The organism is Mesobacillus jeotgali (assembly GCF_031759225.1).
In the GTDB taxonomy this organism is placed as follows: Bacteria; Bacillota; Bacilli; order Bacillales; family Cytobacillaceae; genus Mesobacillus; species Mesobacillus jeotgali_B.
Genome location: NZ_CP134494.1, coordinates 3,415,136 through 3,430,493 on the forward strand (window position 1 = coordinate 3,415,136; position 15,358 = coordinate 3,430,493).

Sequence of the window (15,358 nt, forward strand, 5' to 3'; positions counted from 1 at the left end):
CGATTCATAAGCAAACGATAAGTTAAGTAACAGTTTTTCTGCTGCTTTCGAGCAGGTATGTATTGCATTGTATCACATTTTGCCATAGTACAGGAAATAATAACCCTCGGCGGTTTTTTTGTTCGCGCTTATGAACCGAAAAAAATATGTACTAAATCATCTTATCCATAAATCGAGCCGTTAAATCGACTTAGAGCAAATTGCTAAAAAATTATGTATGTATATCGGTGTTAATTGTAGAAAACAAGGCACGATATACTCGCGCCTTGTTTCTATATTATAAACTAAGTATAAAATTCACTTCGAGAAATGTCTAGCTGCGGCTCTTTACTCCTCGGGACGCTTGTCTAGTTTCGCCTCCTAGAAACTCCGAAACTTCAACTCCGCCGGCAGAAGCAAAAAGCGCTTCTTTGTCGGAGTCTCCAGTTTCTGCGTTTCTGGGCAGTCGGCTATACTTTTCGACTTCGGTCCTGCCAATGAAGTCAAAGAACGACTTCACTGTCAGGCCCTCCAGCGCTTGTCGGAGTTGAGCAGTCGCCTCCGCTTTTCTCTTATTATGCAACAGTTTTGCTGTTTTCTACAAGGAAATCAACTGCTTTTTTCAATTGAAGGTCGCCTTTGATTCCGTCCAGGCTTCCGCCTAGTGCTGCTTGAATTTGATCAGCAGTCATATTGTACATTTCAGACATTTTTTGAAGCTCTGCATTTACTTCTTCATCTGTAACTTCGATGTTTTCAGCTTTTGCGATTGCTTCAAGAGTCAGGTTCACACGAACGCGTGTAGAAGCTTCTTCTTTCATTTGTTCGCGAAGAGCAGCTTCGTCTTGACCAGAGAACTGGTAGTATAGGTCAAGGTTCATGCCTTGCATTTGAAGGCGCTGTTCGAATTCGTTAACCATGCGGTCGATTTCAGTGTTGATCATTGATTCAGGAACTTCGATTTCAGCGTTAGCTGCTGCTTTTTCTACAACAGTGTCGCGTTCGAAATGCTCTTTTTGGTGTGCTTTATCGTGTGCAAGACGATCTTTGATCTTCGTCTTAAGCTCATCTAAAGTTTCAACTTCTTCGTCAGCGTCTTTAGCGAACTCGTCGTCTAGAGCTGGAAGTTCTTTTCCTTTAATCTCGTGAACTTTTACTTTGAAAGTTGCAGGCTTACCAGCAAGTTCAGCTGCATGGTACTCTTCAGGGAAAGTAACCTCTACATCTTTTTCTTCGCCAGTAGCTGTTCCAACTAGCTGTTCTTCGAAGCCAGGGATGAATGAACCTGAACCAAGTTCAAGTGCATAGTTTTCAGCTTTTCCGCCTTCGAAAGCTTCGCCATCAACGAATCCTTCGAAATCGATGACAACACTGTCGCCATTTTCAGCTGTGCCTTCTTCTTTAACAACAAGTTCAGCTTGCTTTTCTTGCATTGCTTTCAATTCGTTCTCTACTTCTTCATCTGTTACGTTTGTGTCGAATGCTTCTACTTCAAGTCCTTTGTACTCGCCAAGCTTCACTTCAGGCTTAACTGTAACAGTTGCCTTGATGATCAAGCTCTTGCCCTTTTCGATTTGTTCTACATCGATTTCCGGGCGGTCAACTGGTTCGATTCCAGTTTCGTCGATTGCATTTGCATATGCTTCTGGAAGAAGGATATCAATTGCATCTTGATATAAAGACTCTACGCCGAAACGCTTTTCGAACATTTGGCGAGGCATTTTTCCTTTACGGAATCCTGGTACGTTAATTTGCTTAACGACTTTCTTGAATGCAGCGTCAAGACCTTGGTTGACCTTTTCTGCATCAACTTCAATTGTTAGAACCGTTTGGTTCCCTTCTCTTTTTTCTACCTTTGCAGACATACAGTTCCCTCCAACAATAATCTATTGTCATTTTCATTCGACGATGAATACTCTTGTTTACCAAGCAATATTCCAGATTAAATGTAAAATAGAATGATTTTTACATAATACAACCACTACATTATAACACAGGATTATTTCGTTTCAACAGCCTGGACTATATTATCGGGTAAGAAATTTCTTCTAGCTTCCGAATAAAGTCGAGAACATGCACTGTCTCCTCAACCGGGCTGTTGTAAATTTCAGCAAATGACTCTAGCGGGTCTTCAAATCCGTAATACTCATTGGCGATATAATGGCAGGTAGCGGCCCATGACGCAGCCTTGCCGACCGGCAATTCAAAAGGATAAACCAAAAAGAAATAGCGCTCGATTAATCTTTGGACATTTTCAAATAAAACAGGATCATCACTTTCGATTTCGTCGCTTAATAGCTGGATGACTCCACTGGTCTCGATATAATCCTTCAGTTCGGGTAATTTATCTGGACGGAAGGATGCTGCCCAACCTAATTTATGGACCGGAATATCTTCGGTGTACTCTTGTTCTTTCAATATATTTAGCAGCATGGTTTTCAAGAAAGGATGACCTTCCTCGGATGCGATATACTCCCTTACCTTTGTAATATAGGGACGGATATTTACTTTTGCGAGACTCGCAGCTACCATAACTTGATCGTTCGGATTCTTGTATTCAAACAGATTAAGTTCTTCCTCTTCAGGCTCCTCTTCAAAACTATCAAAGGGCTCCATTTTTGTTTCGCCATTCTGCATCCGCTTGGCAAATTCAAGCATAGTGATGAAATGCTCATGCTTTTCGGCCGGGATCTCCCGTTCTTCCAGAAGAGCTTCTATTGTGGTAACAATTTCTTTGTACTCATTCAACTGGACAAGGATCATGAGATACATGTCTATCACCTGTATGTAATCACCCAGCCCTCCCCGGAGCATCTTCGCAACGACCTCCTTCGCCTGTAGCGCATTGCCGGCTTCATAATTTGCAAGAGCAAGGCCAACGAATACGTCACTATTCTCTGGATCATGCTCCAAGGCCTGTTCAAGATACTGTATTGCATCCCTGTACTTTTTCTGTTTTAAATAATCCAGGCCCTTTTCCAACAAACGCTTTTCCAGACCGGGAAACAGGATCACATTATCCTTGTTTGATTCCTGTTTTTTCATACACATACCGCCTTAATTTTATTAATTCACTCTATGAATTCCACATACTATTTTTCATTTGTTCAGCTTTTTTAGAAAGTTTAGCACGAATCCCTAAAAAAACAAAAAGATTCACAAGCATCGCCTGTGAATCAATCGTATTAAATTACTTTTTCTATATGCTTTTTCTCATATTCTCTGATACTGTCTTCCAGCTGGAGGGTGAGTTCAATCTCATCCCAGCCATTCAGCAGCATATTATACCAGTATGGACTGATATCAAAATTCGCCTCAAATCCCTGATTGTCATAAACCCGCTTCTGTTCCAGCGATACATTCAGTTCATACTCCTGGCCGCTTGCTTTGTCCAGCAAATAGGATACCTCTTCCAATGGCAGTTCAATCGGCAGGATTCCGTTTTTCAGACAATTCTGTTTAAAAATATCAGCAAATGACGGAGCAATCACAACCTTGAATCCGTAATCCAGTAAAGCCCATGGCGCGTGCTCCCTGGAAGAACCGCACCCAAAATTCTCATTCGCTGCTAAAATGGATGCACCTTCGTTATCTGGATGATTGAGTTCGAATTGTTCATTAAGCTCTCCGTTTGAATGATAGCGCCAGTCATAGAACAGGTACTGGCCAAAACCCGTTTTTTCGACTTTCTTTAGGAATTGCTTTGGAATGATTTGATCCGTGTCCACATTAGTCCTGTCCATTGCAGCGACTTTTCCCTTTAGTTCTGTAAATCCGGACATTTCAGGCTCCTTTCATGGCAAAATATATTTTTCTAATACTAATTCAGTAATTTAGTAGTAAAATGACCCGAAAGATACCGTTTCGGGTCTGTTTTACCGCCTAAATTTCTTGCTGGAAAAATTATTCTCTTATTCAATCAAGATAATTGCACGAAATAATCCGTTATTTGCACGCTTAAGGCTATTAATTGCACGAATATCTACATTAATTGCACCATCCATCGTATTAATTGCACAATTAGCCTAAATCTGGAAAAATCACTAAACCGTCATGCCGGCCATTGACCTGACATCGACAAAATGTCCATGAAGAGCGGCAGCTGCAGCCATTGCCGGGCTGACTAAGTGGGTTCGTGCTCCGGCACCCTGTCTGCCTTCAAAATTGCGGTTTGAAGTGGATGCACAATGCTCGCCAGCTGGTACAATGTCAGCGTTCATGCTCAGGCACATGCTGCAGCCGGATTCGCGCCATTCAAATCCTGCTTCAATAAAAACCTGGGCAATGCCTTCTGCTTCTGCCTCCTTCTTTACCTGCTGGGAACCAGGTACCACTATCGCATTGACTCCAGGGGCAACCTTTTTCCCTTTAACCACCTCTGCTGCTGCCCTGAGATCCTCTATTCTTGAATTCGTGCAGGAACCGATAAAGACTTTGGTAACATTTATATCTGTAATCAACTGACCCTCCGTCAGCCCCATATATTCAAACGCTCTTTGTACGGACTTTCTTTCTGCCTCACTTGCACATTCAGCCAGGTAAGGCACTCTGTCGTTCACCGGCGCAGTCATTGATGGGTTGGTACCCCAGCTGACCATCGGCCCAATGGAATCGCCATCCACAGTGATGGTATGGTCATACTCAGCGTCATCATCAGAGCTGAGCTGCTGCCATTCAAGAATCTTATCGAGAAAGTCGTCTCCCTGCTCAACATATTTCCTTCCATTTAAATAGGCGAAGGTTTTGTCATCAGGGGCGACGAGTGAAGCCTTGGCTCCACCTTCAATCGACATATTGCAGATGGTCATCCTTTCTTCCATCGACATCTTCCTGATGGCCTCGCCGCAGAATTCAATGACATAACCAGTACCGAAATTGACTCCGTACTTACTGATAATATATAAAATAAGATCCTTGGCGCTTACCCCCGGTGCAAGCGAGCCGGTAACCTCAACTTTCAGTGTCATCGGCTTCGTCTGCCAGAGCGTTTGAGTAGCCAGCACATGCTCAACCTCACTCGTACCAATTCCGAATGCCAGGGCTCCGAACGCTCCATGCGTCGAAGTGTGGCTGTCCCCGCATACAATCGTCTTTCCAGGCTGAGTCAGCCCCAGTTCTGGCCCGATGACATGGACAATGCCCTGTTCAGGACTGTCAAGGTCGGCCAGGGTAATGCCGAATTCAAGGCAATTATTCCTTAAAGTATCCATCTGGGTTTTGGCAACAGGGTCATTGATCTCAAGACGGTTGACGGTCGGTACATTGTGGTCCATGGTCGCAAACGTCAAATCCGGCCGTCGAACAGACCTATTTTTCAGCCTCAGCCCCGAAAAAGCCTGCGGGGAGGTTACCTCATGAACAAGATGAAGGTCGATATACATCAGGTCTGGTTTTCCTTCTTCCCGGCGCACTACATGCTTCTCCCAAATTTTTTCGATGATCGTTTTCCCCAATAATACCCTCCCCTTTTTAAATGCATTTTTATTTAAAAGTATTGCCTGCTATATAGCATCGCTGTTTCCAGTGAGATTTTTTCATCATGCGTAAGCACTCATGATATTCAGAATCGCTTCATTGTCCAGCAGTGCGGCTTTGATTTCTTCGACCATTCCTTCAGTTGTTAAAAATGGTGTGCCAAATACGGCAATGTCACGGGTTCTGCTGCCAGCGTCCAGCACCTGCTGTACCGCATTCTCGATTGCTTCGGCTTCTTCTTCAAGACCGAAGGACAGCCGGAGCATCATCGCAGCTGACAGGATCATCGCGATTGGATTAGCGGCATTCATACCGGCGATATCCGGTGCAGAACCATGGATTGGCTCATACAGATATGGTCCTGTAAGCGAAACGCTGGCAGATGGCAGCATGCCTAGCGAGCCGGTCAGTACGGATGCTTCATCGCTTAAAATATCACCAAACATATTCTCTGTGACCAGCACATCGAACTGGCGCGGATTCTTGATTAGCTGCATCGCGGCATTATCGACGAGCATATGCTCAAGCTGGACAGCTGGAAAATCCTTTGCCACTTCTTCAGCTGTTTCGCGCCACATTCGGCTCGATTCCAGAACATTTGCTTTATCCACAGAAGTGACCTTTCCTTTTCTCATCGCAGCTAGCTCAAATGCATAGCGGATGACTCTCTCCATCTCGTTTTTCTGGTAATACAGTGTATCTACAACAGAAGCCTCGCCTTTTTTGAAAGATCTTTCACTCGGTTTTCCGAAATAGAGTCCGCCGGTCAATTCCCTGACCACTACCATGTCAGCTCCTTCAACGACTTCCTTGCGCAGCGGCGAGATCCCGGAAATACTAGAGTAGTATTGAACCGGGCGGACATTTGCATAAAGCCCGAGCTCTTTCCGGATTTTCAACAGTCCTTTTTCAGGGCGAATATGACCAGGCATCACATCCCACTTAGGGCCGCCAACAGCGCCTAACAGAACCGCATCACTTCCCTTACAAAGATCCAGGGTATGCTCCGGGAGCGGGGTTCCAAATTCATCGATTGCTGCTCCGCCGATTTCCCCATAGGTGAAATGGAACTTATGGTTGAATAGCTCGGCAACTGCCTGGAGGATGGTAACCGCCCCCCTGCTTACTTCTTTACCTACGCCATCTCCTGGCAGGATTGCGATCCTTTTTTCCATTACATTCGCCTCCGAATTCTTAAATGTATTTTTTTAACCGTTGACTGCGACTTTCTTCGTTTCTTCCATATATAGAACTCTATTGACTGCATTTAAGTATGCTTTTGCTGAAGCTTCAAGAACATCCTGTGCAAGGCCTCTGCCACTCGTCTCGATCCCGCCGAAATCCAGCTTTACATACACCTGGGCGAGGGCATCCCTGCCGGCTCCAACAGACTGAATCCTGTAATCAAGCAATCTAGCTTTTTCTTTCATGCAATTTTCAAGCGTATTGTATAAAGCTTCAATACTGCCAGAACCTGTGGACGCTTCCTGGATTTTTTCATTCTGGCAGCCAAACAAGGTGACAGTAGCGGTAGGAACCTGGTTCGTTCCATACTGGACCTGGATGGAGTCTAGACGATAATATTGCTGCTCCTTTGACAGCTTCTCTTCAAGGATGATGGCCACGAGGTCGTCATCCGTCATTTCTTTTTTCCTGTCTGCCAGTTCCTTGAATACGGAGAATAATCGATTGATATCATCTTCCGGAACTGACAGCCCGATTTCGTTCAGCCTGTTCCGGAAAGCGTGGCGTCCGGAATGCTTCCCAAGAACCATCGAGTTATTTTGTAATCCAACAAGTTCCGGTGAGATGATTTCATAGGTTGTTTTCTCCTTCAGGACCCCATCCTGATGGATACCTGACTCGTGAGCAAAGGCATTCCTGCCAACCACTGCTTTATTGGCTGGTACCGCCATACCCGTCAACTTGCTGACAAGGCTGCTTGTTCTGCTGATCTCCTTAAGGTTCAGTCCCGTTTCAGCTTGGTAAAAATCTTTGCGGATATGAAGTGCAACGGCAAATTCCTCGAGTGCTGCGTTTCCTGCCCTCTCACCGATCCCGTTGATCGTTCCTTCGACTTGCGAAGCCCCTGCTGACACTGCTGCAAGTGAATTGGCAATCGACATCCCGAGGTCATCATGACAATGTGCCGAAAGTTCGACCTTACTAATAGAAGGAACATTCTCTCGCAAGTAAGTGAATATTTGGCCGTATTCCTGCGGTGATATATAGCCGACAGTGTCAGGAATATTGATCACCTTTGCACCGGCTTTGATCACCTCTTCCACGATTTCAGCCAGGAAATCAAGCTCCGTTCGGCAGGCATCCTCTGCAGACCATTGAATGACCGGAAATTTGGATGCCGCATATTTCACTGTTCTTATCGCTGTTTCAACTACCTCAGCTTTTGTCTGCTTTAGCTTGTGGATTCTGTGGATCGGCGAAGTAGCGATGAACAGATGCAGCCTTGGCTCTGCTCCATGTTTCAATGCCTCCCATGCCGCGTCGATATCTGTTGTAACCGACCTTGCCAGCCCAGTAACAGAACACCCTTGGATCTGACGGGAGATTTCTGCTACGGAAGCAAAATCCCCTTTGGATGCAGCCGGAAATCCTGCTTCAATGATGTCAATATTCAGCCTCTCCAACTGCCTGGCAATTTCAAGCTTTTCGGAAAAATTCAGATTGACCCCGGCTGACTGCTCACCATCCCTCAATGTCGTATCAAATATTTTAATTCTTCGCACTGGCAGCCACTTCTCTCTGCTTTTGTTTGTTGACAAACGGCATCATCTTTCTCAGTTCTCTTCCCACCTCTTCAATCTGGTGGCGGTTTTCTTTTTCATTGATGCTATTGAAGACCGGTCTGTTGTTTTCATTTTCCTCAATCCAGCCCTTGGCAAAAGTCCCTTCCTGGATGTCAGTCAAAACTCGTTTCATTTCCTCTTTCACCTGCTCATTTACCACTCTCGGGCCGCTGACAAAGTCTCCCCATTGAGCAGTGTCGGAGATCGAATAACGCATTCCTTCGAGTCCGCCTTCATACATCAAGTCGACGATCAGCTTCAGTTCATGCATTGTTTCAAAATAGGCCAGTTCCGGCTGGTAGCCGGCCTCGACAAGTGTTTCGAAGCCTGCTTTCACTAGCGATGTCAAACCGCCGCATAATACAGCCTGTTCACCGAATAGATCTGTTTCGGTTTCTTCCTTGAAGGTTGTCTCAAGTGCCCCAGCCCTCAGAGCACCAATCTCTTTCGCGTAAGCAAGTGCAAGTTCCCGTGCATTTCCTGACACATCCTGATGGATCGCGAACAATGCCGGCACGCCTGCACCTTCTTGATACGTCCTCCTGACCAAATGCCCGGGTCCTTTTGGAGCGACAAGGAGGACATCACAGCTTTCAGGAGGGACAATCTGTTTAAAATGCACGTTAAAACCGTGGGCGAACATAAGCGCCTGGCCTGACAGCTGAGGCTCGATTTCATTTTTATATACAGCAGTCTGCCTCTCATCCGGCAGCAGAACCATGACTACATCTGCTGCTGCAACAGCTTCGGCAACTGTCTTAACTTCAAAGCCATCCTGTTCCGCTTTCTCCCATGACCTCCCTTGCCTCAATCCGATGACGACCTCAACGCCACTGTCACGAAGATTCTGGGCATGTGCATGACCCTGTGATCCATAACCAACTACCGCCACTGTCTTTCCGTTAAAATAAGCCTCATTTGCATCACCGTTATAGTACATTTTCGCCATTTTACCTCTCCCTTTCCTAATAAAAAATTAATTTATAGCTGCTTCTGATACATAGCCGCTTTGCTAATCAGTTTTGCAATGAAATTTCAAATTTTTTGAGAGTTAATACTAGGTTTGAGAAATCCCAAGTTTACCGAAGTGTTCCATCATACAAAGGAAAACGATTTTTGCTGGCCGGTTCGCTGGTTCCCCCTTGGGAATGCTGTCGTTCCAGTACGAGCCAGCTCTCTGATTCCATATGGTTTAATCAAATCAATAAATGCTTCGATTTTTTCCGTTTCACCTGTCAATTGGATGATGATGCTATCCTTGCTGACATCAATCACCGAGGCCCGGAATGGTTCAATGATCGAATAGATCTCTGCTCGATTGTGCGGCAGGACGGGCACCTTCATGAGAACGAGTTCTCGGGCGACAATCGCCTGGTCGCTGATATCCGCCACCTTTAGGACATCAATCTGTTTATTGAGCTGTTTCGTGATTTGTTCGACCATTCCGTCATTCTCCACATGGACAACACAGGTAATGCGCGAGACTCCCTCTTGTTCGGTAAGGCCAACCGATATGCTCTCAATATTGTAGTTCCTCTTAGAAAATAGATTCGTAATCCTATTAAGTACTCCTGGCCGGTTCAACACCGTCATTGTTATGATTCTTTTCATTTCTTCACTCCCACCATTTCGTGGATTCCTTTCCCGGGTGCGATCATCGGGTAGACATTTTCAGCTCCATCCACCCTAAAATCGAGCAGCACCGGTTCTTTATCATGAAGGACCTTATCCAGGATCGAGTGCGCTTCTGCTTCGGTGTGGATTTCAAACCCTTTGATTCCGTAGGCTTCGGCCAGTTTTACAAAAGATGGCTGTACCGGATTTTTACTATGTGAATATCTTTCTTTATAAAAAATTTCCTGCCACTGCCTAACCATCCCGAGCGCCTTGTTATTGAATATCGCTATTTTGATAGGAAGCTGAAATTCAGCGATGACCGCGAGCTCCTGTGTTGACATTTGGAAGCCGCCATCTCCCAGCACGGCTACAACACAGGCTTTCGGGTCTGCCAGCTGTGCGCCGATACTGGCAGGGAGGCCGAACCCCATTGTCCCGAGCCCTCCTGATGTCACCCATCGATCTGAATGCTGAAGTTGATAATATTGGGCCGCCCACATCTGATGCTGGCCGACATCGGTCACGACAATCGCTTCACCCTCCGTTTTTTCGTAAAGGAGTTCCATCACCTTTTGAGGTTTAAGTATTTCGCTGTTTTCGTAATGATAAGGAAAATCCTTTTTCCAGGCTGACAGCGTTTCTGCCCAATCTTCCTGTTCAGGCGGATTGCCTTCGAGAACTAGTAACTGTCTTAACGCCTCTCCTGCATCGCCGACGACCGGAATTTGCGTTGGCACATTTTTACCGATTTCAGCCGGGTCGATATCAATATGGGCAACAGCAGCTTTTGGAGCGAAATGCTCCAGGTTTCCAGTCAAGCGATCATCGAATCTGGCTCCGATATTGATCAGCAGGTCACAATGATAAAGCGCCATATTGGCTGTATAGCAGCCATGCATCCCCGCCATTCCAAGGAACAGTTCATGGTTGGCCGGGAAGCCTCCCAACCCCAATAGTGTGTGGACAACATGTAGGTTTTGCTGCTCTGCATATTCTTTTAAAAGATTCGAAGCCTTTGCGTGGAGGACACCTGCCCCTGCGAGAATGACCGGCCGTTTTGCCCTGCTTACTGCTTCGGATAGTTTTCTTACCTGAAGGAAATTCGGCTCTGTCGTCGGCTGGTAACCTGGAAGGTGGATCTCCTCCTCAGCTGGTACAGCCGCTACACCCGCTGCAAGGTCTTTAGGAAAATCGATGACGACAGGACCAGGTCTTCCGCTTGTCGCGATATAAAATGCTTCCTTTATAATCCGCGGAATGTCTTTTATATCCCTTACTTGATAGTTGTACTTTGTTATTGGTGTGGTAATCCCCAGGATGTCTGCTTCCTGGAAGGCATCTGTACCAATTACCCCTGTCGCAACCTGGCCAGTGAAGACGACCAGCGGCAAGGAGTCCATCATCGCATCAGCAATGCCGGTGATGATATTGGTCGCTCCCGGTCCAGAAGTTGCGATCACCACGCCCGGTTTTCCGCTGACTCTCGCATATCCTTCCGCTGCATGGATCCCTCCCTGTTCATGCCGTGGCAGCACATGAAGAATCTTAGAATCATAGAGTTTGTCGTAAATCGGCAGGACCGCTCCTCCTGGGTAGCCGAAAATGACTTCGACGTTTTCCTTTTCCAGAGCCTGAATCAGCAAATCTGCACCGCTAACCTCTTTCAATTTCGCCTTTGTTTCCTTCAAGGCAGCTTCCATTTATCGAACCTCCCACTGTGTACTCACTTGATTTTTACAAAATAAAAAAGCCCATCCATCTCCATATGCCTAAGGTTGCCCTAGACAAAGGGATGGAATAGGCTTTATCTCCTTGTTCCACGGTACCACCCTTCTTCACGCATAATGCGTGCGCTCGTGACAGCCTCAGCTGCCGGTTTTGATAACAAGTGCCAAGCACTCGACCAGTTTTACTAGGATTCCTTTCAAACTGGCGCTCCAAGGTGAGTTCACTTATTGCGGCATCACCGGCTTCCAGCTACCCCGGCTCTCTGTGCATGCTGATCGCAATAAATTACTTGTCCCTGTCCTCGCTTTATCCTTATTCAATTATTGGGTTTGGCTTTTCGATTATTAACTGACCTGATGCGCTTTTTCCGAATAAACCTGAATTCCGTCTGCCACTACTTTCGCCCTGAACTCACGCAGGATATTCTGCGTATGCTCTCCTGGTACTCCATCGCCGATGACCCTTCCATCCACTTTGACGACCGCGATCACTTCTGCTGCCGTCCCTGTAAGGAATACCTCGTCGGCTGTGTATACATCATGGCGGGTAAATGGTTCCTCCTTCACCTCGTACCCAAGGTCTTTAGCAATGTCGATAACTGCATTCCTGGTGATTCCTTCTAAAGCACCTACATAACCTGGCGGTGTGAGGAATGTATTGCCTCTCACGATAAAAATATTATCAGCGGAGCCTTCTGCAACATATCCCTGATCATTCAGCATAAGTGCTTCACTTACATTTGCCAGATGAGCTTCGATTTTTACAAGAACATTATTTAAATAGTTCAGCGATTTCACTTTCGGGCTCAATACATCTGGCCGATTTCTTCTTGTCGCGACTGTTACGATTTCCAAACCTCGGTCATACAGCTCCTTCGGGAAAATAGCCAGTGGCTCTACGATGACGACCACATTCGCGTTCGGGCACTTGAAAGGATCAAGCCCTAGGTCCCCGACACCCCTGGAAACAACAATCCGGATATAAGCATCTCTCAATTGATTCCGTTGCACCGTCTCAACAACCAGGCCGGTGAACTCCTCTTTGGAGTGTGGCATATTCAGCATGATGGACTTAGCTGACCGGTAAAGTCGGTCCATATGTTCTTCCATCCTGAAAATATTGCCGCTGTATACCCGTATCCCTTCAAAAATACCGTCTCCGTATAGAAATCCATGATCATATACTGAAACTTTAGCATTTTCCTTGGTGACGAATTCCCCGTTTAAGTAAATCCATTGATCGGGCACAATAAACACTCCTTTAACAAATAGACGCTTTAAATTATTAAATTCATAGGTTAAAAAAATACAGTTTTACATTATCCAAAAATAAATATAAAACTATGACTCACTTTCGATGCATTCAACTTGTTTTTTTTATTTGAGGATTATCTTACGCCCAATTCAAACCCTCGTCAACACCCTTTTTCTAAATTATTTGATAATTTAGATTAGTTAGTTAATTTGTATCCGCTTACATTGTTGATATATTCACATTTACAAAAAATCAAATTTTTTATTCAGCCCGAGTATTTTGTCTGCCGTTCCCGAGAGTAGGCACTACTTTTAGGCATAAAAAAAAACTCACCCAAAAGGTGAGTTAAAGTATGTAGTTTAGATGGCGTCCCAGGAGAGATTCGAACTCCCGACCGTACGCTTAGAAGGCGTATGCTCTATCCGGCTGAGCTACTGGGACTTGGTTGTTTTTTAAAGACAAGATTTATTATATTAGCCAAATAACTAAATGTCAATAAAAAATCAAAAACTTTTTTCCGAGGGAAACCTGCTGGCTCCCCTCAGAAAAACATTATAGTAGTTTTAATTTGTTTTGTGAAGTGAAAACTCTTGCTTCAGCTCAGAAATCTCACCATTTCCAAAGTCATAGATCCGCAATACTGCTTTACCATTTTCCAGCTCGAGGATGGCATAACTCTTTTCAGTCCTGCCTCGTGGAAGCCTGATGCTTCCAGGATTGATGAACAGTACATCATCCACCATTTCTGCTCCCAGCAAATGAGAATGTCCAAAGCAGACGATATCAGCCTGCAGTTCTTTTGCCTTATAGTACAAGTTTACGAGTGTAGACTTTACAGAGTAAAGATGCCCATGTGTCACGAAAATTCTAACGCCATTTATCACATGCATCTCTTCATCAGGAAAATGGCCATAAAAGTCGCAATTTCCCTTCACCGAGCTGAAATTCACAATCGCAGCATCGCTTTCCGAAAGCTCTGAGTCTCCGCAGTGTATCATTAAGTCCACATCATTCCCGTGCAGCTTTTCAATTCCCTCAAGCACCTCAGTTGAGCCGTGGCTGTCACTGACAATCAGCACCCTACTCATGGCGTTCCTCACGCTCTTTAAGGAGCTCATCCAGCTTCCTGATCGCATTGGCCCGGTGGCTGATCTTATTTTTTTCGTCTGAAGCCAATTCAGCCATCGATTTCCCTTTCGTTTCTACTAAGAAAATGGGATCATAGCCAAAACCATTGGAACCGCGTCTCTCCTCAAGGATCCTTCCTTCACACGTCCCGAATACAGTCAATGTCTCCTTGCCAGGCTCTGCCATCGCGAGAGCACAGCAGAATCTTGCAGTTCGCTCGCTTTCCGGGACACCCTGAAGTTCATCGAGAACTTTGTCGATATTGTTTTCATCATTTTTTTCAGGACCTGCGTATCGTGCCGAATACACACCCGGCCGGCCATCTAATGCATCAATTTCAAGCCCGGAGTCATCCGCGATCACTCTCACACCAAGGGTATTAGCAATCGTCTCAGCTTTTAAGATGGCGTTCTCCTCAAAAGTTGAACCTGTTTCTTCCACATCTTCAAGCTCTGGATAATCGAGCAAAGTTTTCACGGCAAAGCCTTTTGGCAAAAAAAGTTTCTCGAACTCCTTAGCTTTTCCGCTATTTTTTGTTGCAATTATGACTGATTCCATTTTGAGATCTCTCCTATCTCCGTTTTCCGCCCTCAATTTTGGCAGTCAATTCTTCTCCCAGAGCTTCCTTTTGTTTTTCGAAAAGTTCTGAGATACCATCTTGTGCAGCCTTTAAAAGATCCTGCAGCTGGCTGTATGAAAAAGTCGCTTCTTCCCCAGTACCCTGCAGCTCAACGAATTCTCCATTGCCGGTCATGACAACATTCATATCGACATGGGCAGCAGAATCCTCGACATAATTCAAATCTACCACAGCCTCTCCGTTCTCCAAAACGCCAACACTTGTGGCAGCTAGGAAGTCTGTCACAGGATATCCAGAAAGCCTCTTTTGCTTGCTCAGCTTCTCAAGAGCCATAGCCATCGCAACAAAAGCTCCTGTAATGGAAGCAGTACGAGTGCCCCCGTCTGCCTGGATGACATCACAATCGATCCAAACAGTACGCTCGCCAATCGCCTCAAGATTTACGACTGCGCGCAGCGCCCTTCCAATCAAACGCTGGATTTCCATCGTTCTTCCGGAAATCTTGCCTTTTGCCGCCTCACGAATGTTCCTCTGTTCTGTAGCACGCGGGAGCATCGAGTATTCCGCCGTAATCCATCCTTTACCCTCGCCGCGCATGAAATGTGGAACACGGTCCTCTATGCTCGCAGTACAAATCACTTTCGTATCTCCCACAGAAATTAGTACTGATCCTTCTGGATGTTTCAGATAATCCGTTTCAATATGTATTGGTCTTAATTGCAATGGTTCACGCCCATCAAATCGCATTATAAGTGTCCTCCTTAGCATGATAAAAGGCAGGCAGCCTGCC

General features: G+C 45.5%; 14 protein-coding genes, 1 tRNA gene and 1 other annotated feature. All 15 genes read right to left on the minus strand.

Annotation, left to right across the window (positions count from 1 at the left end):
• Nucleotides 1-313: 313 nt before the first annotated feature.
• On the minus strand, nt 314-499 hold the full coding sequence (locus tag RH061_RS17215; RefSeq protein WP_311072008.1) for a hypothetical protein: 186 nt from the start codon (nt 497-499) through the stop codon (nt 314-316).
• A gap of 55 nt (nt 500-554) precedes the next feature.
• Nucleotides 555-1,844: a trigger factor gene (gene tig, locus RH061_RS17220; RefSeq protein ID WP_311072009.1), complete on the minus strand. Its 1,290-nt coding sequence runs from the start codon at nt 1,842-1,844 to the stop codon at nt 555-557.
• Nucleotides 1,845-2,001: 157 nt separating this feature from the next.
• Complete coding sequence (locus tag RH061_RS17225; protein ID WP_311072011.1) at nt 2,002-3,024, minus strand: tetratricopeptide repeat protein; 1,023 nt, start codon at nt 3,022-3,024, stop codon at nt 2,002-2,004.
• 140 nt (nt 3,025-3,164) lie between these two features.
• Complete coding sequence (leuD, locus tag RH061_RS17230) at nt 3,165-3,761, minus strand: 3-isopropylmalate dehydratase small subunit (protein WP_311072013.1); 597 nt, start codon at nt 3,759-3,761, stop codon at nt 3,165-3,167.
• 261 nt (nt 3,762-4,022) lie between these two features.
• Nucleotides 4,023-5,432: a 3-isopropylmalate dehydratase large subunit gene (gene leuC, locus RH061_RS17235; RefSeq protein WP_311072015.1), complete on the minus strand. Its 1,410-nt coding sequence runs from the start codon at nt 5,430-5,432 to the stop codon at nt 4,023-4,025.
• Between the two features lie 84 nt (nt 5,433-5,516).
• On the minus strand, nt 5,517-6,629 hold the full coding sequence (leuB, locus tag RH061_RS17240; RefSeq protein WP_311072016.1) for a 3-isopropylmalate dehydrogenase: 1,113 nt from the start codon (nt 6,627-6,629) through the stop codon (nt 5,517-5,519).
• 33 nt (nt 6,630-6,662) lie between these two features.
• Nucleotides 6,663-8,201, minus strand: a complete 1,539-nt coding sequence (locus RH061_RS17245) for a 2-isopropylmalate synthase (protein WP_311076441.1) — start codon at nt 8,199-8,201, stop codon at nt 6,663-6,665.
• Nucleotides 8,188-9,210, minus strand: coding sequence for a ketol-acid reductoisomerase (gene ilvC, locus RH061_RS17250; protein WP_311072017.1), 1,023 nt, complete (start codon nt 9,208-9,210; stop codon nt 8,188-8,190). The genes RH061_RS17245 and ilvC overlap by 14 nt, the downstream gene beginning before the upstream one ends.
• Before the next feature lie 146 nt (nt 9,211-9,356).
• Nucleotides 9,357-9,872: an acetolactate synthase small subunit gene (ilvN, locus tag RH061_RS17255; protein WP_102263773.1), complete on the minus strand. Its 516-nt coding sequence runs from the start codon at nt 9,870-9,872 to the stop codon at nt 9,357-9,359.
• The gene (gene ilvB, locus RH061_RS17260; protein ID WP_311072018.1) at nt 9,869-11,578 is read right to left on the minus strand and encodes an acetolactate synthase large subunit; all 1,710 of its coding nucleotides are present in this window, start codon (nt 11,576-11,578) and stop codon (nt 9,869-9,871) included. The genes ilvN and ilvB overlap by 4 nt, the downstream gene beginning before the upstream one ends.
• Before the next feature lie 85 nt (nt 11,579-11,663).
• Nucleotides 11,664-11,917: a binding site (T-box leader), on the minus strand.
• Nucleotides 11,918-11,950: 33 nt separating this feature from the next.
• Nucleotides 11,951-12,853: a branched-chain-amino-acid transaminase gene (gene ilvE / locus RH061_RS17265; protein ID WP_311072019.1), complete on the minus strand. Its 903-nt coding sequence runs from the start codon at nt 12,851-12,853 to the stop codon at nt 11,951-11,953.
• Nucleotides 12,854-13,224: 371 nt separating this feature from the next.
• A tRNA-Arg gene (locus tag RH061_RS17270) sits at nt 13,225-13,301 on the minus strand.
• A 122-nt stretch (nt 13,302-13,423) separates the two neighbouring features.
• Nucleotides 13,424-13,948, minus strand: coding sequence for a metallophosphoesterase (locus RH061_RS17275; RefSeq protein ID WP_311072020.1), 525 nt, complete (start codon nt 13,946-13,948; stop codon nt 13,424-13,426).
• Nucleotides 13,941-14,546, minus strand: coding sequence for an XTP/dITP diphosphatase (locus RH061_RS17280; RefSeq protein ID WP_311072021.1), 606 nt, complete (start codon nt 14,544-14,546; stop codon nt 13,941-13,943). The genes RH061_RS17275 and RH061_RS17280 overlap by 8 nt, the downstream gene beginning before the upstream one ends.
• A gap of 13 nt (nt 14,547-14,559) precedes the next feature.
• A complete protein-coding gene (gene rph / locus RH061_RS17285; protein ID WP_311072022.1) occupies nt 14,560-15,315 on the minus strand; it encodes a ribonuclease PH in 756 nt (251 codons plus the stop codon).
• Between the last annotated feature and the right edge of the window lie 43 nt (nt 15,316-15,358).

Excerpts from the sequence above, each read along its gene's own strand:
- RH061_RS17225 (WP_311072011.1), bottom strand. The coding sequence starts at position 3,024 with ATGAAAAAACAGGAATCAAACAAGGATAATGTGATCCTGTTTCCCGGT.
- tig (WP_311072009.1), bottom strand. The coding sequence starts at position 1,844 with ATGTCTGCAAAGGTAGAAAAAAGAGAAGGGAACCAAACGGTTCTAACA.
- RH061_RS17275 (WP_311072020.1), bottom strand. The coding sequence starts at position 13,948 with ATGAGTAGGGTGCTGATTGTCAGTGACAGCCACGGCTCAACTGAGGTG.
- rph (WP_311072022.1), bottom strand. The coding sequence starts at position 15,315 with ATGCGATTTGATGGGCGTGAACCATTGCAATTAAGACCAATACATATT.
- RH061_RS17280 (WP_311072021.1), bottom strand. The coding sequence starts at position 14,546 with ATGGAATCAGTCATAATTGCAACAAAAAATAGCGGAAAAGCTAAGGAG.
- leuB (WP_311072016.1), bottom strand. The coding sequence starts at position 6,629 with ATGGAAAAAAGGATCGCAATCCTGCCAGGAGATGGCGTAGGTAAAGAA.
- ilvN (WP_102263773.1), bottom strand. The coding sequence starts at position 9,872 with ATGAAAAGAATCATAACAATGACGGTGTTGAACCGGCCAGGAGTACTT.
- ilvC (WP_311072017.1), bottom strand. The coding sequence starts at position 9,210 with ATGGCGAAAATGTACTATAACGGTGATGCAAATGAGGCTTATTTTAAC.
- leuD (WP_311072013.1), bottom strand. The coding sequence starts at position 3,761 with ATGTCCGGATTTACAGAACTAAAGGGAAAAGTCGCTGCAATGGACAGG.
- ilvB (WP_311072018.1), bottom strand. The coding sequence starts at position 11,578 with ATGGAAGCTGCCTTGAAGGAAACAAAGGCGAAATTGAAAGAGGTTAGC.